The organism is Pseudomonas sp. G5001, from assembly GCF_013385475.1.
In the GTDB taxonomy this organism is placed as follows: domain Bacteria; phylum Pseudomonadota; class Gammaproteobacteria; order Pseudomonadales; family Pseudomonadaceae; genus Aquipseudomonas.
The window spans coordinates 1-21,384 of sequence record NZ_JACAPZ010000024.1 but is presented as its reverse complement, the minus strand read 5'-3'; the positions used below and the strand labels follow the sequence as shown (position 1 = coordinate 21,384).

Genomic DNA, 21,384 nt, shown 5'->3' with positions numbered 1-21,384 from the left:
AATCAAGTCGGCGCGCGGGGCGGATAAATCCGCGTCGGCATCCAGAAAATCAGCAGGATTAACGCCGCCGCGACACCGGCCATGACGTAGTAGAGATCCGAAGAGGTGAGCACCACGGCCTGCTCGTGCAGCCGATGGGCAAGGCCGGCGGCATCGCTGTCGGCCAGGGGCGAGTTGCCCAGGCTGTCCACCAGCATGGTCGAGTGGAAATGCAGGCGGTGTGTGGTCAGGGCATCGAGCACGCCGGTGGCGACCACGGCAGCCAGGCCTTTCACGGTGTTGAACCACGCTGAGGCGAAAGGCCCGTCCTGGGGCGTGATGCTGCCGGTGGAGAGCATCAGCAGCGGCAACACCGCCATCGGTTGCCCGAAGATTTGCAGCAGTTGCAGCACGTAGAAATCATCGCGAATCCATGCCGACGTGAGTTGCGCCCCGCCCACGCAGGACAGGATCAACATGCTCAAGCCAATGCCCAATACCCAGCGGCAATCGACCCAGCGCAAGTTGCACAACGCCGCCACCAACGGCAGTGCGATCAACTGCGGCAGCGCCATGATCAGCATCACCGGTGCAGTTTGCAGCGGGCGGTAGCCTTGCACCTGGGCCAGGTAGCTGGACGGAATGATGGTCACCGCCAGCAGCACGATCAGCACCCCGGCGAGCACAATCAGCGCGAACGACAGGTTGCGCAGCCCAAGCATCTGCAACTTGAAAAACGGCATCGGGTGCGACCACTCGTTGATCATGAACAGCACCAGCAACACCAGGCCGCCGATCAACAATGAGGTAATCAGCGGCGACTCGAACCAGTCCAGCCGATTGCCCTGCAACAGGCCGATCACCAGCATGCAGATCGCCGGGAAGCCCAGCAGCAGGCCACGCCAGTTGAACTGCTTGAAGCGCTCCAGGCGCAGCGGGTCCTGGGGCAAGCCGTAGGCCACGGCCGCCATGGCCAGCAGGCACGGCCCGACAATCTGCCAGAACGCCCATTGCCAGCCGACGTATTCGGTCCACATGGCCGCCAGCGGTGTGCCGAGGCTGGGGCCGAAAGTGGCCGTGAGGGCATAGCCGGCCAGGCCGTACAGCTTGACGTTGGCCGGCAGGAACCGCAGGGCCACGGTCATCAGCATCGGCGGCAAGGCGCCACCGGCCAGGCCTTGCACGGTGCGCAGGATCAGCAGGCTTTCGTAGTTCGGTGCGAACGGGCACAGCACGCCAAGCACGGTGAACAGGCCGATGGCGCAGAGAGTGAAACGGCGCAGAGAGAACGTCACCGAACACCAGGGTGCAAAGGCCATCGCCGAGACAGAGGTGGCGGTGTAGGCAGCCACCAGCCAGGTGCCTTCGTCGAAGCCGATGTACATCGCACCACGAATATCGGCGAGAGCGACTTTGGTCACCATCTCGTTGAGGCCGGACACCAGTACCGCAAGCAATACGCCCACCAGGCCGATGATGATGCGCGGGCCGAAAACGGGCGGGGTAATAGCGGTCGGTTTGGCTGCGGCCAGGGGTGCGGGAGCAGCGAGGGACGTCATGAACTACAACTCGGAATAGGAAATACCCGAGCAGTTTAATAAGGCTTAGACATGACAAAAAGTGACTTATAGGAAGCTTATAAGTGCACCAGACGCAATGATCAAAATGTAGGCGATCTCTGTGGGAGCCGGGCTTGCCCGCGATGGCATCACCTCGCTATGCCTGAAAAACCGTGTCGCCCGCATCGCAGGCAAGCCAGCTCCCACATTGACCGGGCTCAATTGCGACTCACTTGGGCTGCGCTTCCCGCCACGTCGCCTCGCAGCATTCGCGCATGGTCTCGCGCAGCCACTTATGGGCCGGGTCTTTGTCGAAGCGCGGGTGCCAGGCCTGGGTCAGCACCAGGGTCGGCAGGGAGATCGGCAGGGTGAAGGCTCGCAACGGCAGCTTCAGGCGATTGGCGCTGTAGAGCGCTTCCTTGGGCACCGGCAGGATCAGGTCGGAGTCCGGCAGCATGAACATCGCGCCGTGAAACCCCGGGGCGATCATCGCGACTCGGCGTTCCAGCCCCTGGGCGTTGAGGGCGGTGTCGATGGGCCCCCGGGCAATGCCGCGGCGGGAGATGCTGATATGGGAATAGCTGGCAAACCGTTCGGCGGTGATTTCTCCATCGAACAACGGGTGCCCTTCCCGTGCCAGGCCGACGAAGGTGGTGGTGAACAGGTTCTGCACCTTCACTTCCGGAGTGATCGGCATGGTGTTGCCCACCCGCAGGTCGAGACGGCCTTCACGCAGGGCCTCGTCATCGGTGTCGCCTTCCGGCACGAAGCGCAGTTCGCACAGCGGTGCCATGCGTTCCATGGTGTCGAACAGCCGACCGCCATACACTCCGACGAAAAAGTCATTGGCCCGCACGCTGAAGCGCCGGCGCAGGGTGCGCAGGTCCACTTCGTCCGCCGAGCGGAACAGCAGCGCCGCCTGCTCCACCACGCTGCGCACCTGGCCCTGTAGCTCCAGGGCCTTGGGCGTCGGTACCAGGCCGCGACCGGCGCGCACCAGGATCGGATCGCCCACTGCCTCGCGGATACGCGTGAGGGTGCGACTCATGGCGGCCGGGCTCAGGTTCATCCGCCGCGCGGCACCTACCACACTGCCCTCGTCGAGCAAGGCGTCGAGGGCGACCAGCAGGTTCATGTCCGGTAATTGCATGCCAAGCACTCGTGATGGGTTGGGAGTGAACTTGGCGCAATCGTAGCAGACTGTGGTGAGGGAGCTTGCTCCCGCTGGGCTGCGAAGCAGCCCCAAAATTTGCAATCGAGACTTTTCTGAAAGAACGCGGTGATGTTATTGGGGCCGCTTCGCGGCCCAGCGGGAGCAAGCTCCCTCGCCACAGGGTTGGTGTTTCAGTCCGGGTTGGTGTTTCAGTCAGCGTTGCATGCCCCAGCGCTTCACGGTGACCCGCTCCAGGGTGTCGAACACCAGGTTCTCCACCAGCAGCCCGATCAGGATCACCACCGCCAGGCCGGCAAACACTTTGTCGGTGTACAGCTCGTTACGGTTCTGGAAGATGTACCAACCCAAACCGCCTTTGCCGCTGGTAGCACCGAACACCAACTCGGCAGCGATCAACGTGCGCCAGGCGAACGCCCAGCCGATTTTCAGCCCGGCGAGAATCGACGGCAGCGCAGCCGGGATCAGGATGAACAACACGAAGCGCATACCCTTGAGGCCATAATTTCGACCGGCCATGCGCAGGGTTTCGGAGACACCGAGGAACCCTGAATAGGTGTTGAGCGCCAGCGCCCACAACACTGAATGCACCAGCACGAAGATCAGGCTGTTCTGCCCCAGGCCAAACCACAACAGCGCCAGCGGCAGCAGGGCAATCGCCGGCAACGGGTTGAACATCGAGGTCAGGGTGCTCAGCAGGTCACGCCCCAGTTGGGTCGACACCGCAAGCGTGGTCAGGGCAAACGCCAGCACAATGCCGATCAGGTAACCCTTGATCAGCACCACCAGCGAGATACTGACCTTGCTCAACAACTCGCCACTGGCCATGCCGTCGTAGAACGCGCTCAGTGTCTGCAGGAAGCTCGGCAGCAGCAGGTCATTGTTCTGATAACGGGCAGCCGCTTCCCAGAGGATCGCAAGCACGATCAGGATCAGGCTTTTACGCAGCCAGCCTTGTTGCCACAGGCGCTGGCGCCACGGCAACTCGCGCTCTACGCGTACACCGGGCAACGGTTCGAGAGTGATTTCATATTCCTGGCGCATGGTGCAAGCCCTTCAATAAGCGATGCGGATATCGGCGAAACCCAGTTCGGTTTCCACCTCGGGCGCTTCATCAAACAGCAGCCGATGAATGCGCCGCGCCGAAGCCTGGAACTCCACACCGCCGAGGCTGTGCAGGTCGTATTGATGGCTGTGGATTTCCGCCCGCACCCGCCCCGGGTGCGGCGACAGCAACAGGATGCGGTTGCCCACCACCAGCGCTTCCTCGATGGAGTGGGTGACGAACAGCAGGGTGAAACGCACCTCTTCCCAGAGCAGCAATAGTTCTTCCTGCATCTTGCGCCGGGTCAGGGCGTCGAGGGCGGCGAAGGGTTCATCCATCAGCAGGATTTTCGGTTGCATGGCCAACGCCCGGGCGATTGCCACGCGGGCCTTCATGCCGCCGGACAGGGTGTGCGGGTAGGCGTCGGCAAAGGCCGTGAGGCCGACTTTTTCCAGGTAGTACAGCGCCCGCTCTTCGGCCTCGCGACGCTTGAGGGTTTTGGACGCCAGCAGCGGGAACATGACGTTCTGCTTGACGGTTTTCCACGGCGGCAGTTGGTCGAACTCCTGGAACACCACGATACGGTCCGGCCCTGGCTGCTCGACTTTTTGCCCGAGCAGACGGATCTCGCCTTCACACGGCTTGATAAAGCCGGCGATGGATTTCAACAGTGTGGATTTGCCGCAGCCCGAAGGCCCCAGCAATACAAAGCGGTCTGCCGGATCGATCGCGAAGCTGACTTGGTGAGTGGCCCGCACCACCCGTTCGGGCGTGCGGTATTCAAGGCTGACTTTATCCACCGAAAGCAGTGCTTCGGTGGTGGTCGGGTTGCTGGCCGTGTGGCCTTGCAAGGGCGCGTTCATGTCAGCTCCCTTGCAGCGGCTTGGCGTCCTGGAAGAAGTAATCCTTCCACGATTCGGGTTTGTTTTTGATCGCGCCGACGCGGTAGAGGAATTCCGCCAGCGGGTAGGTGTTTTTCGGTGTGACGCTGAATTCGAACTGCGGGTTTTCGATGATTTTCAGCAGCTCGGCGCGGTCGATCTTGGCCTTGGTCACGCGGATGTAGGTATCGGCGGCGGCGCCTTTGTCGTTCTGGGCGAACTGCGCCGCTTCGGTCAGTGCCTCGACGAACGCCTTGTAGGTTTTCGGGTTGTCGTTGCGGAATTTCTCGGTGGCGAACAGCACGGTCGGCGAGTTAGGCCCGAGGATGTCATAGGAGTTGAGCACCACATGCACGTTCGGGTTGGTCAGGGCCTGCTCCTGGAACGGCGGGTTGGAGAAGTGCCCGGTCAGCTCGGTGCCACCGGCAATCAGCGCAGCCGTGGCATCCGGGTGCGGGACGGCGACGGTGTACTTGTCGAGGCGATTGAATTCCTTGTCGCCCCATTGCTTGGCGGCAGCGTATTGCAGGAAACGCGACTGCACGGAAACGCCCACTGCCGGTACGGCAATGCGGTCTTTTTCAGTGAAGTCGGCAATGGTCTTGACCTTGGGATTGTTGCTCACCAGGTAGTAGGGGAAGTTGCCCAGGGAGGCGACGGCTTTCACGTTCTGCTTGCCGTGGGTGCGGTCCCAGATAGTCAGCAGCGGGCCAACGCCGGCCCCGGCGATGTCGATGGAACCGGAGAGCAGCGCATCATTGACGGCTGCGCCGCCGGACAATTGTGTCCAGTCGACCTTGATGTCGATGCCTTCCTGCTTGCCGTATTTTTCGATCAGGTTCTGGTCGCGCACCACGTTGAGCAACAGGTAGACGATGCCAAACTGCTCGGCGATGCGAATCTCGCCTTCGGCCTGGGCGGCGGCAGGCGCCACAAGACTGCCGGCCAGCAGGCTGACGCCCAGGCCGACCGTCGCGGCCAGGCGCGCAAATGGGGTTTTCTTGGACATGGTCATGCTCCGGGTCAGAAAGGCGCGTCGCCCTGGATGGTGGTGCGGTACAGCTTGCGCCGCAGGTGGCTGGGGCAGCCGGCCGCCAGGTGGATCAGCGAGCGGTTGTCCCAGAACACCATGTCGTGGGGCTGCCACTGATGGCGGTAGATGTTTTCCGGCAGCACGCTGTGGGCGTACAGCTGGGCAAGCAGGTCGCGGCTTTCGTCTTCCGGCAGGCCGACGATACGGGTGGTGAAGCCCTCGCTGACGAACAGCGCCTTGCGGCCGTTTTCCGGGTGGGTGCGCACAATCGGGTGTACCACTTGCGCCACTTGAGCGAGTTGCTCGGGCGTGAGGGTCGGGCGCCAATTGCCTTCGAATTTGGTTTCGCTGTAGCGTGCGGTGTAGGAATGCGCGGCGCTGCGGCCTTCGACCGCCTTGCGCAAGGGCTCGGGCAGGTTGTCCCAGGCTTTATGCATGTCGGCGAACAATGTGTCGCCACCCTCGGACGGCAGCTCCTGGGCATGGAGCATCGAGCCCAGGCTCGGCAGCTCCTTATAGGAGAGGTCCGAGTGCCAGAACTTGCCCGCGTCTCCCAGGCCGATGGATTGGCCGTTTTCGATGATGTTGGAGACGATCAGGATTTCCGGGTGGTTGGCCAGCAGGAATTGTTTGAGCACATGGATTTGCAGCACGCCGAAACGGCGGCTGAAGGCGATCTGTTGCTCGGGGGTGATACGTTGGTCGCGGAAGACCACGACGTGATGGTCCAGATGCGCGCGGTGAATGCGTGCGAAGTCCTGGTCGCTGACCGGGCGGGCCAGGTCCAGGCCTATGATTTCGGCGCCGACGCTGCCGGGAAATGGACGGATCTCGAAGGTTTGTGTGGTGTCGGTCGCTGTTGGAACAGTAGAGGTGGCAGACATGAGTTCACTCCCGTGCAGTCAGGAGAGTGACTTTATAGTCATAAGAACCGCATTTTAAATACCGTTAGTGAATATCGATATGCAGCAATACCGCTGTTGGCCCCACTCCCGGGAATAAAATGTGCACGACGGACCTTTAGCCTGTAAGACCTGACAAATGGGAGCTGTGGGCCCGAAGAACACGCTGTTGAGTCGCTTACAAGCCGAAACCTTGCCCGTTTGACAAGCTTGTAGACAATCTCTAGTGTGCATTGGATCCAATTAGCCACCTCACCTTGAAAAGGAGGATAGCGTAGTCGTGACGCAGAAGCCGAACCCTTTGAGCAGCATCCAGATCAGCGGGCCTATCCCCGCCCATCTCGCCCGCTCCGTGATTGAAGAAACATTGCGCAACGCCATCCTGGATGGCCGCTTGCCCTGTGGCACCGCCATGCGTCAACAGGAGCTGGCCAGCTTGTTCGGTGTCAGCCGGATGCCGGTGCGCGAGGCATTGCGTCAACTGGAAGCCCAATCGCTGCTGCATGTGGTCACCCACAAAGGCGCGGTGGTGGCGCCACTGATCGAGGACCACTCGGCGGAAACCTACGCCCTGCGCATACTCCTCGAATCCGAAGCGCTGCGCTTGTCGATTCCCCTGCTCACGCCCGATGACATCGCCCAGGCTGGCGCCTTTATCGACGCGCTGGAACGGGAAAGCGACTACACCGAAATCGGCCGCCTCAACCGCCTGTTCCACATGGCGCTATATGGCAAGGCGGGCAATCAGCGGTTGCTCAAGCTGGTTGAACACGGCTTGAACGAAGAGGAACGTTTCCTGCGCTTCAACCTCGAGGCCATGGGCCTGGGCAAGACGTCCCAGGAAGATCACCGCGAACTGCTCGACCTCGTGGCGCAAAAGAAGGTCGACGAAAGCATCCTGACCCTGCGTAACCACCTTACCCGCGGCATGGAGGTGATTACGGGTTACCTCAAAACTCTTGAAGAGACTGAACAGAACGCTGCGCTGTAAATTCGGCATGGAACTGAAACGCCTCCCTCGACCACAAAGCGCTGCAAAGTGACGCTGGCCGACAGAGGCCAGTGCACCACCATTACTCCCGTTAAACCATTAAGCCCAAAGAAAACTTCACACACTCCGCAGAGCGATCCAACTACCGCAATATTCCAACTCGAAAAACTTATAAAACTAAAAACACCTGAATACTTAATCAGATTATTACCAACACTCCAATTCTCCCAATCGACAGCGTGAATCCATGCTCGGTGCGTCACTGCGCGTGGCGTTCCTTTAAATAAAGCCTTGGTATTTTGTCACAGCATGCTGCTTGCCAGTAACAGTGTCAGCCTCGTACAGGGCTGCCTGTTATCAAGGCACCCGCGCATCCGTGAAAACCAATGTTTATTTGTCGCTAAAGCACAACGCTTTTATCAGGGAAGAGACAACGACTTATAGGCATCAACATGTTCCAGCACTCACACCTGCTTAAACAAAAAAAGCAGAAGTTACATATCCATCCAATATTCAAATATATAAATACCCTTCCAAAGTTGCAGTACTTTATGGAAAACCACGTATTCGCCGTGTGGGACTTCATGACACTCACCAAACGCCTGCAACATGACCTCACCGGTATGCGCCTGCCCTGGTTACCGCCAACGGACCCGCAAGCGGCTCGCCTGATCAATGAGATCGTATTGGGCGAAGAGTCGGACGCGTATCCCGGCCATGGGCACGGCAGCCACTTCGAGTTGTACCTGGAAGCCATGCGTGAAGTCGGCGCGAGCACGGCGAACATCGAGCGGTTCGTCAGCCTGCAGCGTGACGGCAACGATGCAGAAACGGCCCTGCAAAAAATCGACATCCACCCGTCCGTGGCCCGGTTCGTCAGAAGTACCCTGCAGGTTGCCCTGGACGCCCCGACGCACTGCGTGGCGGCTGCCTTTCTCCACGGGCGCGAGAGCGTCATCCCGGCGATGTTCAAGCGCATCCTGGAGGAGTGCGAGGTGCTCCATCGCCAGGCGCCCACCTTCTGCTACTACCTCAAGCGCCACATGGAGATCGACGCCCAGGAGCATGGCCCGGCGGCAACGCAATTGCTGCAACGCCTTACCCTCGGCGACCCAAGCCGCGAGCAGCAAGCCGACAGTTGCGCCCTCGGCGCCGTGGAAAGCCGCCTGGCCTTATGGGATGGGTTGCATAGGTGCCTGCCGGAGATGAGCGCATGAACCCTGCAGACTACCGCTCATTTGCCGACGACTGGGAGCGCCGCGCGACCATCCGCACACGCCCGCGGCGGCGGTTGGAAAACGATCAGAAACTGATCTACCCCCTGAGCCGACAGCCTCTGGTGCTGAGCGCGACCTTTATCGACCAATGCCCGCAGTGCCGTGATGTTGTCTTGCTGCAGACGTTCTACAAGTTCATCAACGACGTGGTGATCTTTGAAACCGAGATCGTCGACAAGACCGCACGCAGCATCGCCAAGAATCGCTTTTCGGTGCCCTTCCCGCTTGCCTGTCGCTACGACGCCATGACCGTGGTGGTGGACGAGGATTACCACGCCCTCGTCGCCCTCGATTTCATGCAACAGACCATCGAGATGACCGGGATCCCACCCCTTGAACTACCCGCGCAAATCGAGCTGAGCCGCGCCTTGCCTGCCGCACTGGCGCTGGCGCCCGAACACCTGCGCGATGCCGTGGAACTGATTGCCGTGGCCATCGCCGAGAACACCGTGACCCATGACGTGGCAGCGTTTTCCAAGGACGACAGTGTCAAGCAGTCCATCCGTGGGTTGATGGCCGACCACCTGTTTGACGAGGGCCGCCACGCGCTTTTCTGGACGCGCCTGGTGCGTATTTATTGGCAGTCTGCAGACGCCGCGGACCGCAACTGTATCGCCCGGATCCTGCCGGTTTTTCTCCAGCATTACCTGACCCACGACCTGCAGAAAAACTTCGACCTGCACTTGATCGAGCACCTGGATGTCAGTGACGGCACGCGCTCTGCGCTGCGCACTGAAGTGCAGGCGATGGGCTTTCCCATTACCCGCCAGCACCCGTTGATCGGCAATATCATGGGCTTCCTGAACCACAGCGGCCTGCTGCAAACGCCGAGTGTGATTGGGGCGCTGGATGCCTTTCTTGCGGCGCCAGGAGGGCACCCATGAGGCACCTGAAGATTGGGCTGGCGGGCTTCAGCGCGGCGCTGAATGAACTGGGTGAGACATTGGCGCAATACGGTCATGGGGTGGTGCGAGCACAGGATGTCACCCACCTAGTAGACCTGCTGATTGATGACGGTAGCGAGGAGGTTCCGCCCGGCGTGACGTGCACAGCCTTGATGAGCCTGCGCGTGGGTATGGGAGCGTTGACCGACTGTGGATTGCCGGCCCTGCAGCTCAGGTGTTACGCCCACTCACGGCGACTCCTGACAACCCTGGAGGTTGCCGGAGAAGCCTGTGGCAATGGTCAACGGCTGCGTCAACACGCAGTAAGCAGCCTGGTGGAGTGGGTAGCCCAACAGGTGAGTGGGTTCTCCCGGGACCCGGGCTATTTCTCGCAGGCGGCCGTCGCCTCTGATGATCCGGAACACGGCCTGCAAGCGCTCGCATCCCTGGCGTACCTGCATCGTTTTAACCTGACGGCCGATTTGGTTCTGCAGCAGCAAGCCCAGGTACCCCTGATCGAACGATTGGAAAACAGTCTGCAAACCTTCGCCGACCGGCTGGCGTTGAACATTGCCGGCAGCGGGCTGACTTACCGACAGTTGCATCGCCAGAGCCTGGCTATCCAGCACCGTCTGCGACCTCTGCTTAGGCCCCACGACACACCGCCGGTAATCGGCGTCTGCCTGGACAAATCCCTGGAGCTGTACGCCAGCATTCTCGCGGTACTCGCCTGCGGTGCGGTGTACCTGCCCCTGGAGCCGGGCCACCCGCTGCAACGCCAGCAAGCGATGCTGGAAAACGCCGGCGTCTCGGTGCTGCTGGATGATGGCAAGCATCCACTGCGGGACGGGTTTTGTGCATTGGATGTGAGTGCCGTCGACACTCCCGACACCTCGCTGCCAATGCGCCAGCGCCCCGCCATGGACGACCCTTGCATGGTGCTCCACACCTCGGGCACTACCGGCCACCCCAAGGGCGTGCTGCTCAGCCAGCACAACCTGGCCCATTTCAGCGCCTGGTTCGGGGGTCATGTGCAGCTGAGCGAACACAGCCGGGTCTTGCAGTTTTCGCCCTTGAGTTTTGACTCGTCCCTGATCGATATCTTCCCGAGCCTGATCGCGGGCGCCGAGCTGATCGTGCCCAGTGAGGACCAGCGACGCGACCCGCAGCAACTGGTGGAGTTGATCCGACAACAGCGCGTCACCCACGCCTTCCTGCCGCCGGCGCTGCTGAGCATCCTGCCGCTGGATCAACCCCTGGGCCTGGCGCACCTGATGACCGGAGGCGATGTGTGCGAGCCCTATGTCATCGAGCAGTTGGCAGGCCAGTGCCGCCTGCACAATTTCTACGGGCCCACCGAAGCCACCGTGCTGGTGACCAGCCACACGTTGCAGCCGGGCGACAGCAATCGCAACCTCGGCACGCCCATCGCCAACAGCCAGGTACTGATCCTCGACGAGCACCTGCAACCGGTGGATGAGCAGGTGTTGGGCGAACTGTACATCGCCGGTCCCGGCGTCAGCCTGGGTTACCTCAACCAGCCGCGTCAGACCGCCGAGCATTTCGTCCCCCTGGAGTTGCCCGACGGCCAGACCTTGCGGGCCTACCGCACAGGCGACCTGGCGAAGTGGACCGCTGCCGGCATCGAGTTGGTCGGGCGCCGGGATCAGCAGGTGAAGATCCGTGGGTTCCGGGTCGAACCGCAAGAGATCGAACATTGCCTGCGCAGCAGTCAGCTGTTTCGCCAAGTGGCGGTGGTGATTGACCGTGAGCGGCGAATCCTGGCTTTTGTTGCTCAGCCCGAAACACAAGACGCCCTGCCTGCACTGACGCAGCATGCCCGGCAAACACTGCCGGACTATTTGCGCCCAACCCTGTGCACGGAACTTGCGAGCATGCCGTGCACCCCCAACGGAAAGGTCGACCGCCAGGCATTGCTGGCGTTACCGACTCCAACGCTGCCGGCCATCATTCACGGCGAACCGCACACGCCCATGCAAGTGCAGTTGCTCAACCTGTGGAGCGAGTTGCTGGGCATGCCGGTCACGCAGCTGTCGGCCGACGAGAGCTTCTTCAATCTTGGCGGCCATTCCATCCTGCTGTCGACGATGCTGCTGCGTATCCGCGAGCAGTTCGGGCGCAGCCTCTCCCTCAGCCGGTTTTTTGAAACCCCCACGGTTCGTACCCTCGCTACGCTGATGGGGGACGACGCACCACCCGAAGCACCGACCGGCCAGGCTACCCGGGATGCGCTGCGTGAGCTGCATGTGCAGACATTGCCGGCTGAACAGGCGGGCGAACGTCGCCGGGTGATCGTGACCGGGGCCAACAGTTTTCTCGGGGTGCATATCGTCGAGGCACTGTTGGCCGAGGGTGCACTTGAAGTGGCGTGCCTGGTGCGCGAACGGCCCGGACATTCGGCGACCGCGAGGTTTGCCGAGGCCCTGCGAGAGTACCGTCTGGAACACCTGGACCTGAGCCGGGTGCAGGTGTATGCCGCCGACATCAGCCAGCCGCGTCTTGGCCTGTCGAGTGAGGTGTATGACTACCTCGCCGGGGAGTTCGGCGTGTTGGTGCACAACGCCGCCCACGTCAATCATGTGATGGATTACGCCACCCTGGCCAAGGACAACGTCGAACCGGTGCTGGAATGCCTGCGCCTGTGTGAAACCCGGTGCAAGAAGGTCTTCAATTTTATCTCGACGCTGTCGGCCGCCAGCACTATCGACGCACATGGCCAGGTACTCGAAAACCCCGCCGCGGCCACCCCGCCGCTCTACATCCAGAATGGCTACAACCTGTCCAAATGGGTTGCCGAACGCTTGCTGGGACGCGCCGCAGCGCAAGGTGCCTGGGTCAATATCCATCGCCCGGGGAACATCAGCTTCAACAGCCGCAGCGGAGTCTGCGAGCCACAGAAGAATCGCCTGATGTTGATGCTCAAAGGTTCACTCCAACTGGGCCTGGTGCCGCACCTTGAGTTGAATTTCGACCTGATGCCGGTGGACTTTCTCGCCCGGTTTATTGCGTTCCAGAGCAGCCGCTGCCGTGCTGGAGGGACGGTGTTCAACCTGCATAACCCGCAGCCCCTGAGCTGGGAAACCTACGTCGACGCCTTTCGCCAGGCAGGCCACGCATTCGAGCTGGTGAGCGTGGCTCACTGGCAACGTCACCTGCACACAGTGGACAGCCGCAATGCGCTGTTCGGCGTACTGGGCTTCTACCTCAACGGGGTGGGCGAGGACATCGGCGATACCTCGATGATCCGCCATGACAACGCACGACGCGGCGTCGAGCAGATGGGCGGACGCTACCCCGAAAAAAATCCGGCGCTGTTACGCAAGGGCTGCGAGTACCTGCGCAGCACCGGTTTCCTGTGACCAGGCTCTCAATTGAAGGAAGACCTTATGAAACCCGATACGTTGATTCGCAACCCTTGCGCCAAACCTGTGGTGTCCTCAGTTGTGGTTGCCTGTGATGCCGCCGGTGTGTGGGCGGTGGTCGGTGACTTTGGCGGATTTGATCGATTCATCCCCGCCTTGTCCCACATCGAAATCACTGGTGCGGGCGCGGGATCGCTGCGCAAGAAGTTCTTCCACGATGGAAATCTGGTATTGGAGCAACTCAACAGCCGCGACGAGCAGGCCATGCGCATGACCTGGACCACGATCTACAACACCTTGGGCGTAGCACGGTTGTGGGCCGCCATGAATGTCGAACCGTTGGGAGCAGGATCCTCACGGGTGACCTGGACGATCATCGCCGAGCCGGTTGAACCTGGCATGGAGGGATTTGGGCCGTTTGTGCAGGCATTCGCCGACGGTGCGCTGGCGAATGTGCGAGCGATGTTTGGCTAAAGGAGACAGGAGCGAGCAGGCTCGCTCCTGTGTGTTCATCGATCAGATTTTGAAACTGTCGACCAACTGCTTCAGGCGGTTGGCCTGTTGAGACAAGGCGTCGCAATCCTTCAAGGTTTCGTTGAGGTTGGCCACGCCCTGCTGGTTCAGCAGGTTGATCTGGTTGATGTCGACGTTGAGGGTTTCCACCACGGCGGTCTGTTCCTCGGTGGCGGCCGCTACCGACTGGTTCATCCCGTCGATCTCGACGATCCGCTGCGTCACGCTGACCAGGCGCTCACCGGCCTGGTTGGCGACCTCGACGCTTTCTTCGCTGGAGGTCTGGCTGGCGTTCATCGTGGTCACGGCCTCACGCGAGCCAATCTGCAGCGAGGTGATCATTTTGTGGATCTCTTCTGCCGACTCCTGGGTGCGGTGCGCCAGGTTGCGTACTTCATCCGCCACCACGGCAAACCCACGCCCGGCCTCACCGGCACGTGCCGCTTCAATCGCGGCGTTGAGGGCCAACAGGTTGGTTTGCTGGGAGATGCCTTTGATCACGTCCAGGATGTGGCCGATGTTGTCGGTGCTGGCGTTCAGGGTTTCAATCTGCGTGCAGGACAGGCTGATTTTTTGCGAAAGCTCCGACATCGCCAGGATGGTTTTCTCAACCACCTTGCGCCCATCATCGGCCTGCTCACTGGCACCGCTGGCGTGTTGCGAAGCATCAGCAGCGTTGCGCGCGATTTCCTGCGTGGCGGCCCCCAGTTCGTTGATCGCTGCGGCCACGCTGTTGGTGCGCGCGCTTTGTTCGTCGGAACCGATGATCGACGCATTGGACGAGGCCATTACTCGCTGGGACAGGTCGTGCACCTGGCGCGTCGCCGAGGAAACTTCGGAAATCGACGCGTGAATACGCTCGACGAATTGGTTGAAGGCACTGCCCAAGTCACCGAACTCGTCCTTGCTTTCCACTGTCAGGCGGCGGGTCAGGTCACCCTCGCCCTGGGCGATGTCCTGCATGGCGCGGCCCATGGTGGTCAGCGGGCGCATCAAGACCTGGATCAGGACGCTCAGGAACACGGCAATGGCGGCAACCGCAATGAACATGGCGATCAATGCCGAGGTGCGGAACTTACCCAGCGGTGCGTAGGCTTTGTCTTTGTCGATCGACAGGCCGATGTACCAGTCGGCATTCGGCAACCCGCTGATCGGGGTGAAGGACAAAATCCGTTCCTGGCCATTCAAGACCACTTCCTGGCTGAGCTTCTCGATGCGCACGTTGGTGCCGGGATAGATGTCCTTGAGGTTCTTCATCACCTGGTCCTGGTCCGGGCTGACGATCACCTGACCATCACCGCTGACCAGGAATGCATGGCCGATGCCGCCGAAATCCACCGAGTTGATGATCTTCACCAGGGTTTGCAGGCTCAGGTCACCGCCGACCACGCCAAGCAGTTCGCCATTCTTTTTCACCGGCATCGCGATGGTCACGATCAGCCCGCCTACCGCAGCCATGTAGGGCGGTGTAAGCATGGTCTTGTCGGCTGCGACAGCTTGCTTGTACCAGGGACGCTGACGCGGATCGTAGCCATCGGGCATTTTGGCGTCGGGACGCTGGGTGAACACGCCGTTGGTGGAACCGACGTAGGTGAACTGGAAGTTGGAGGTAAATGCCGACTGGTCGACCAACCCCGGAAGATCGGCAGAGCTGCCTTGATGGGCCACGTTTTGCGCGAGGCTTTCCAGTACCAGCACCCGCCCGCTGAGCCAGTTCTGCACGCTGCTGGCGGTGAGTTCACCGGATTGCTGAATGGACGACTCCAGGTTTTGCCGGATGGTATTGCGCTGCAAGTAGTCGTTGTAGAACGTGAATAACGCGAAGGCCAGAACCACTACGCCTGACGCGGCCAACAGAATTTTATGACTGAACTTGAGATTCATTTCATTGACTTCTTTTTGCCAAAAGGGGGTGAGCGTGCCGGATGCAACATTCCATGTAACGGTATAGGCAGACTCTGCGACTGCTCTATTTCGGTGCACGCATGGCTCGTCAGGCTTTCGGCCAAGGCAGGATAAATCTTAGGAATTTGTGAGAAGCATCTGCTTTTAATGTCAGAAACCGACCAGTGGTAGCGCTCTAGCGTCAGGAGTTGCAAAATTTTTCAGGCTTGTCGACAATGCGACTAATTATCATTTGTGACGCTTTGCCAGGCCGTGTGAATGCCCTCATCCGAGTACGCAGTACAGACGCTTTACAGCAACCATCATGGCTGGCTGAACACTTGGCTGCGCAGCCGTCTGGGTAACGCAGCGGATGCGGCGGACCTGGCCCAGGACACGTTCGTGCGGCTGCTGCAAAAAACCGAACGTTTCGAACTCAAGGCCCCTCGCGCTTTCCTGCGCACTATCGCGCGGGGCCTGGTGATCGATCATTGGCGTCGCGAAGAAATCGAGCGCGCCTACCTGGAGTCCATCGCGCATTTGCCCGAAGCCTTGGGGCCGAGTGCTGAAGAACGTGCGTTGATTCTGGAATTGCTGGAGTCCATCGCCCGGCTTCTGGACGGACTCAAGCCCAAGGTACGCAAGGCGTTTCTACTGGCTCAATGCGACGGCCTGACTTACAAGCAGATTGCGCAGCAGATGGGTGTATCACTGCGTTCGGTGGAACGCTATGTCGCCGAGGCGCTTTATCACTGTTATGTGCTGCGGTATGAGGCATGACCTCGATGGATAACACCGCGCGCGCAGGAATCGACCCGCAGGTGGTCAAGCAGGCCATCAGCTGGATGCTGCGCCTGCGTAACAATCGCGCCAATGTCCGCCTGAAGGCGCAGTGCGAGCACTGGCGCGAGGCTCATCATGAACACGAGTTGGCCTGGCAACGCGTGCAGGCACTGCAGCATGAATTAAGCAGCCAGTTGGCGGCGATTCCCGGGGCCCATGTGGCGCTGGAGAACAGTGCCCAGCGCCTTGGGCGCCGGCAGGCATTGAAGGTATTGTCCGGCGTGCTGTTGATGGGTTCGGCGGCCTGGGTCAGCCGAGACCTCACCGGCTGGCAGCGTTGGACCTCTGACCTGGCTACCACCACTGGCGAACGCCGTAGCGTGCAACTACCGGATGGCACGCGCCTGCAGCTCAATACCGATAGCGCAGTGGACCTCGACTTCAACCCGCAACAACGCTTGATCACATTGGTGCGTGGGGAAATCCTGGTGACCTGCGGCGCCGCGGCGACCCCCCCCTACTGGTTCGCACCCGCCATGGTTTGTTCGAAGGAATAGACGGGCGATTTGTGGTGCGCCAGGACAGCGATTGCACACGTCTGAGCGTCGCGTCAGGCAACGTGGCGATTCATTCACCGCATACCGCCGACGGGCTTTTCACTCAAGTGCATGCAGGAGAAAGCTACCTGGTGCGTCAGAATGCGGCCGCTCTGGCGCCGCCTTCGGATATGGATACAGGGGCCTGGGCCGACGGATTGATCGTCACCCGCAACATGCGTCTTGCCGATTTCCTGGCGGAGGTGGGGCGCTATCGCCATGGTTATCTGGGCTGCTCGAGCAATATCGCAGATTTGCGCTTGTCTGGTGTTTTTCGCCTGGAGGACACCGAGAAACTATTGGCGATCCTTCCGCAGACGCTGCCTGTGCGCCTGCGCTATCGCACCCGCTGGTGGGTGAGCCTGGAGCGTCAGGCCTGATTATTTTTGGCGTGCCTGATTTATTTTTGGCGGCTTTTTTCCGTGAGTCCGGCTTAGACAGTAAGCAATTCAATCTGCCTTCAGCGACCTCTACGGATCTCGATAATGACTGTGCGTTTTTTCAGCAACTCTCCCTCTTCCTACCCTTTGCTCGGCAAAGCCGTACGCGCAGCATTGCTGTCGACCACGATGGGCATCGGCTTGCTGCCAGTGGCCGGTGTCGCGGCTGATAGCGGGGTCGAACGTATCAGCCAGCGCTATGACATCCCGGCAGGCGCGCTGAGCGATGTGCTCAATCAGTTTGCCCGTCAGGCAGGCATCACCCTTTCCAGCACGCCTGCGCAGACTCAGGGCCGACAGTCTCCCGGGCTGCACGGGGAGTACTCGGCCGAACAGGGCCTGAGCCAATTGCTCAACGGCTCAGGCTTGCAGGCGCAGGCCCAGGACGACGTGAGTTTCGTGTTGCAGGTCCAGCCCGAGAGCGAGGCGCTGACCTTGCCGACCACCGACATCAAAGGCTTCGCCCTGGGTAATGCCCTGGGCAGCATGGAAGGCTACAACGCGACCCACAGCCAGATCGCCACCAAGACCAGTACCGCGCTGCTGGAAACGTCTCAGACGGTTTCAGTGGTGACCCGCGAGCAGATGGACGACCAAGGCTCGCAAACCGTTGCCCAGGCCATGCGTTACACCCCTGGCGTGCTGACCAACCCTTATGGCGCCACTCACCGCTATGACTATGTGGCGATGCGTGGTTTCAACGACGGTTCGGTGGATAACATCTACCTTGACGGTTTGAAATCCATGGGTGACAGCGGAACCTACAGCACCATGCAGGTGGACCCGTATTTCCTCGAGCGCGTAGATATCCTCAAAGGACCGTCATCGGTGCTCTACGGGCGCAGCTCGCCGGGTGGGCTGGTGGCGTTGACCAGCAAGAAGCCATTGTTTGAGCCATACCATCAGGTCCAGGCCACGATAGGTTCCCAAGGGCAGCGAGGCATGGGTTTCGACTTCAGCGGCCCGGTGGATGACGACAAGCGCATTGCTTACCGACTGACCGGGCTTGCAGACAAGTCCGACACGCAATTCGACCATGCCAAGGAAAAACGCTACGCGCTGGCACCCACCTTGAGCATCGACTTTACCGATGACACGTCCCTCACACTCCAGGCTTACCTGCAGCATGACCCCGACGGTGGCTACCACGGAGGCATGCCGGCAGATGGCGCGTTGCACCAGCGCAACGGCCAGCGGATCTCCAATCACTTCTTCGAAGGCGAGCCGAGCATTGATGGGTACAAGCGTGATCAACAGTCGTTCGGCTATCAGTTCGAGCATCGCTTCAATGATGTTTTCACCGCGCGGCAGAACTTTCGGTATCTGGACTCCAAGGTCCGGCTGGACCAGGTATATGCCTATGGCTGGACTACGCCCACCAGTAATGAGTTGAATCGCTATTACTCAGGCGGTGACGAAAAGCTGCATGCGTTCATCATCGACAACATGCTGCAGGCTGAATTTTTTACCGGCGCGACCAAGCATACGGTGTTGATGGGGGCGGACTATCAGCGGCGCAAAACCGTCGTGGACTGGAGCAGCGGCTCTCTTGCGCCAATCAATGCGTTCAACCCGGTGTATGGCAATTCCGAGATCAGCTATTACAGCCCAACCAGTTATCTGCGCCGGCTCGAGCAGACCGGCGTTTACCTGCAAGACCTGATTGAGATGGACAAGTGGCGGTTCTCCCTCGGGCTGCGTCAGGACTGGGTTGAGACCTCCGATGAAAATCGCATTGCCGAAGCGGGACGACCGCTGGGCACAGAGATCAGTGATAAACGTACCAAACTGACCGGCCGGGCCGGAGCGCTCTACTTGTTTGATAACGGTCTCGCGCCCTACGTCAGCTATTCCGAATCCTTCAACCCGAACTCCTATTCGGACAGTGCCGGCAATCCCCTTGCACCTACCGACGGTACCCAGTGGGAAGTCGGCTTGAAGTATCAGCCGCCGGGTACCGACAATTTGTTCACGGCCTCGCTGTTCCGCATCGACCAGGAAAACCTGGCGACCAAACTGCCGCAGGAAAACTTCTATCGCGCGGTCGGCGCTGTGCGCTCCCAGGGCCTGGAGCTGGAGGCGCATATGCAGTTGACCGACCATCTCAAATTGTTGGGCAGCTATACCTTCACCGATATCGAGTATTCGAAGTCGATGGTCAGCACGCTGAGTACCGCAGACAACGTGATCGAGAACAAGGGGAACTCGCCGACGCAGGCGCCGCGTCATATGGCGTCGGTATGGGCAGACTACAAGTTCGATAGCGGCGCACTGGATGGCCTGCGACTCGGTGGTGGTGTTCGTTATGTCGGCTACAGCTGGGCAGATGCGGAGAACACCATGAAGGTGCCCGCCTACACGCTGTTTGACGCCTCGATGGGTTATGACCTTGGCAAGGTTGGACTGAAGGGTGTGGATGTACGCCTGAATGCCAACAACCTGACGAACGAGTCGTACGTGGCGTCGTGTGCCAGTTTGAACTTCTGCTACCTGGGTGAAGAGCGCAACGTCAGTGCGACGGTGAGCTACCAGTTCTAATCCCTCTCGATTCATACAAAGCCAGTTCCTGATTCCAGGCGCTGGCTTTGTCGTCTTTGCAGGAAATTTTTATGCGCGCATTGCTGGTTTTACTTCATCGCTACATCGGGTTGGCAACGGCGTTGTTTCTGATGATGGCGGGACTCACGGGCAGCCTACTGGCGTTTAACCATGAGTTGGATGAATGGCTCAATCCCGGCTTTTATGAAGCAACGGCCAAAGGTTCGGCATTGCCGCCAGGTGAACTGGTGGACACGTTGCAGGGGCAGCATCCCAAACTGCAAGTCTGGTACATGGAGTATCCACAAGAGGCCGGTCATACCGCGATGCTGGCGGCAGTTGCGAGAAACGATCCGGCGACGGGCAAACCCTTTGAGGAGCCCAACCAGGTCTTTTACCTGGATCCGGTCAGCGGCGAAGAAATGGGCCGGCGTGTTTGGGGGGCTTGCTGCTTTCAGCGCGAGAACTTCATTCCGTTCATTCTGGAATTTCACTACAACCTGACACTGCCGGGTAATTGGGGTTTGTGGCTGATGGGACTGGTGGCGATCGCATGGGTGTTCGATTGTTTTATCGCGCTGTGGCTGACCCTGCCGAGAGGTAAACCGTTCTGGAAGAAGTGGTCCACGGCGTGGAAGATCAAGGGCGGCCACGCTTACCGGCTGAACTTCGACCTGCATCGTGCAGGCGGGTTATGGCTTTGGCTGTTGTTGCTGCCGATTGCAGTCAGCAGCGTCGCGATGAATTTGCCGAGCCAGGTGTTCAAGCCTGCTGTCTCGCTGTTCTCACCGGTTGAGCCTAGCGTCTATGAGGCCCGTGGCGGGTTACCCGCCGAGCAATTGGGCGTGACACAACTGAGTTATCAACAGGCCTATGAGCGGGCGCTGGAGGAAGGCACGCGGCTGGGACTGACGGCGGCGATTGGAGAGCTTTACTACAGCTTTGAGTACAACTTTTATGGGGCGGGTTTTGGACAACATGATACCGAGGCCCATGGGAAATCCTGGTTGTTTTTCCACGGGACGGATGGGCGTTTACTGGGGCAGGAAATAGCAGGGCAAGGTACGTTGGGAGAGCGCTTTTATCGGCTGCAACTGCCGATCCATGGGGGCAGGATCATCGGGGTGGCGGGTCAGGTGCTGATTGCGCTGCTGGGAGCTGTGATCGCGATGTTGTCTGCTACCGGGATCTATATATGGTGGCGCAAGTTAATGGCCAGGCGAAGCAGTAAGGCACGCAAAGGGTGAGTCGGTTCTAGTTGTTTGCCCAGCCCTTAAACGACAAAACCCCTGTCTGCGCTAGCAGACAGGGGTTTCGGAATTCAATCTTGACGATGACCTACTCTCACATGGGGAAACCCCACACTACCATCGGCGATGCATCGTTTCACTGCTGAGTTCGGGATGGGATCAGGTGGTTCCAATGCTCTATGGTCGTCAAGAAATTCTGTGTACCAGACCGTTGCGTTCGCAACGTGCCGGTGAAAATCATGGACTTCTACATAAACAAAACCCCTGACTGCATA

General features: G+C 60.0%; 15 protein-coding genes, 1 rRNA gene and 1 pseudogene. 9 read left to right on the top strand and 8 right to left on the bottom strand.

Going from position 1 to position 21,384, the window contains the following annotated elements; genetic code table 11:
- Positions 1 to 2: 2 nt before the first annotated feature.
- The 6 genes from HX805_RS19880 to HX805_RS19855 form a co-directional block, all read right to left on the bottom strand.
- The gene (locus HX805_RS19880; protein ID WP_102367852.1) at positions 3 to 1,538 is read right to left on the bottom strand and encodes an MFS transporter; all 1,536 of its coding nucleotides are present in this window, start codon (positions 1,536 to 1,538) and stop codon (positions 3 to 5) included.
- A gap of 229 nt (positions 1,539 to 1,767) precedes the next feature.
- Entirely contained in the window at positions 1,768 to 2,688 is a 921-nt protein-coding gene (locus HX805_RS19875) for a LysR family transcriptional regulator (protein ID WP_177040678.1), read from the bottom strand.
- A gap of 216 nt (positions 2,689 to 2,904) precedes the next feature.
- The gene (locus HX805_RS19870; protein ID WP_003218225.1) at positions 2,905 to 3,753 is read right to left on the bottom strand and encodes an ABC transporter permease; all 849 of its coding nucleotides are present in this window, start codon (positions 3,751 to 3,753) and stop codon (positions 2,905 to 2,907) included.
- A gap of 12 nt (positions 3,754 to 3,765) precedes the next feature.
- Positions 3,766 to 4,617: an ABC transporter ATP-binding protein gene (locus HX805_RS19865; RefSeq protein WP_008433632.1), complete on the bottom strand. Its 852-nt coding sequence runs from the start codon at positions 4,615 to 4,617 to the stop codon at positions 3,766 to 3,768.
- A 1-nt stretch (position 4,618) separates the two neighbouring features.
- On the bottom strand, positions 4,619 to 5,644 hold the full coding sequence (locus tag HX805_RS19860; RefSeq protein WP_003218229.1) for an ABC transporter substrate-binding protein: 1,026 nt from the start codon (positions 5,642 to 5,644) through the stop codon (positions 4,619 to 4,621).
- Positions 5,645 to 5,658: 14 nt separating this feature from the next.
- On the bottom strand, positions 5,659 to 6,552 hold the full coding sequence (locus HX805_RS19855) for a TauD/TfdA family dioxygenase (RefSeq protein WP_177081712.1): 894 nt from the start codon (positions 6,550 to 6,552) through the stop codon (positions 5,659 to 5,661).
- 298 nt (positions 6,553 to 6,850) lie between these two features.
- On the opposite strand from HX805_RS19855, the gene HX805_RS19850 reads away from it, so the two are divergent.
- From HX805_RS19850 to HX805_RS19830, 5 genes are all read left to right on the top strand, one after another.
- Entirely contained in the window at positions 6,851 to 7,561 is a 711-nt protein-coding gene (locus HX805_RS19850) for a GntR family transcriptional regulator (RefSeq protein ID WP_008433627.1), read from the top strand.
- Between the two features lie 452 nt (positions 7,562 to 8,013).
- The gene (locus HX805_RS19845; protein WP_102605413.1) at positions 8,014 to 8,778 is read left to right on the top strand and encodes a DUF3050 domain-containing protein; all 765 of its coding nucleotides are present in this window, start codon (positions 8,014 to 8,016) and stop codon (positions 8,776 to 8,778) included.
- Entirely contained in the window at positions 8,775 to 9,722 is a 948-nt protein-coding gene (locus HX805_RS19840) for a diiron oxygenase (RefSeq protein WP_177081713.1), read from the top strand. Before HX805_RS19845 ends, HX805_RS19840 begins: the two co-directional genes overlap by 4 nt.
- Entirely contained in the window at positions 9,719 to 13,102 is a 3,384-nt protein-coding gene (locus tag HX805_RS19835) for an amino acid adenylation domain-containing protein (RefSeq protein WP_177117224.1), read from the top strand. The genes HX805_RS19840 and HX805_RS19835 overlap by 4 nt, the downstream gene beginning before the upstream one ends.
- A gap of 27 nt (positions 13,103 to 13,129) precedes the next feature.
- Positions 13,130 to 13,579: an SRPBCC family protein gene (locus tag HX805_RS19830; protein WP_087692330.1), complete on the top strand. Its 450-nt coding sequence runs from the start codon at positions 13,130 to 13,132 to the stop codon at positions 13,577 to 13,579.
- A gap of 42 nt (positions 13,580 to 13,621) precedes the next feature.
- Here the strand turns inward: HX805_RS19830 and HX805_RS19825 are convergent, their stop codons facing one another.
- Positions 13,622 to 15,502, bottom strand: a complete 1,881-nt coding sequence (locus tag HX805_RS19825; RefSeq protein ID WP_003218243.1) for a methyl-accepting chemotaxis protein — start codon at positions 15,500 to 15,502, stop codon at positions 13,622 to 13,624.
- 279 nt (positions 15,503 to 15,781) lie between these two features.
- On the opposite strand from HX805_RS19825, the gene HX805_RS19820 reads away from it, so the two are divergent.
- The 4 genes and pseudogenes from HX805_RS19820 (at position 15,782) to HX805_RS19805 (ending at position 21,106) form a co-directional block, all read left to right on the top strand.
- The gene (locus HX805_RS19820) at positions 15,782 to 16,282 is read left to right on the top strand and encodes a sigma-70 family RNA polymerase sigma factor (protein ID WP_003218244.1); all 501 of its coding nucleotides are present in this window, start codon (positions 15,782 to 15,784) and stop codon (positions 16,280 to 16,282) included.
- Positions 16,279 to 17,261, top strand: a pseudogene (locus tag HX805_RS19815) (FecR domain-containing protein). The gene HX805_RS19820 and the pseudogene HX805_RS19815 overlap by 4 nt, the downstream one beginning before the upstream one ends.
- A 105-nt stretch (positions 17,262 to 17,366) precedes the next feature.
- A complete protein-coding gene (locus HX805_RS19810; RefSeq protein WP_177081716.1) occupies positions 17,367 to 19,859 on the top strand; it encodes a TonB-dependent siderophore receptor in 2,493 nt (830 codons plus the stop codon).
- Between the two features lie 71 nt (positions 19,860 to 19,930).
- Positions 19,931 to 21,106 (top strand): PepSY domain-containing protein, encoded by a 1,176-nt coding sequence (locus HX805_RS19805; RefSeq protein ID WP_177081717.1) that lies wholly within the window; start codon positions 19,931 to 19,933, stop codon positions 21,104 to 21,106.
- A 78-nt stretch (positions 21,107 to 21,184) separates the two neighbouring features.
- Here HX805_RS19805 and rrf read toward each other — a convergent pair.
- A 5S ribosomal RNA gene (gene rrf, locus HX805_RS19800) occupies positions 21,185 to 21,300 on the bottom strand.
- Positions 21,301 to 21,384: the final 84 nt, after the last annotated feature.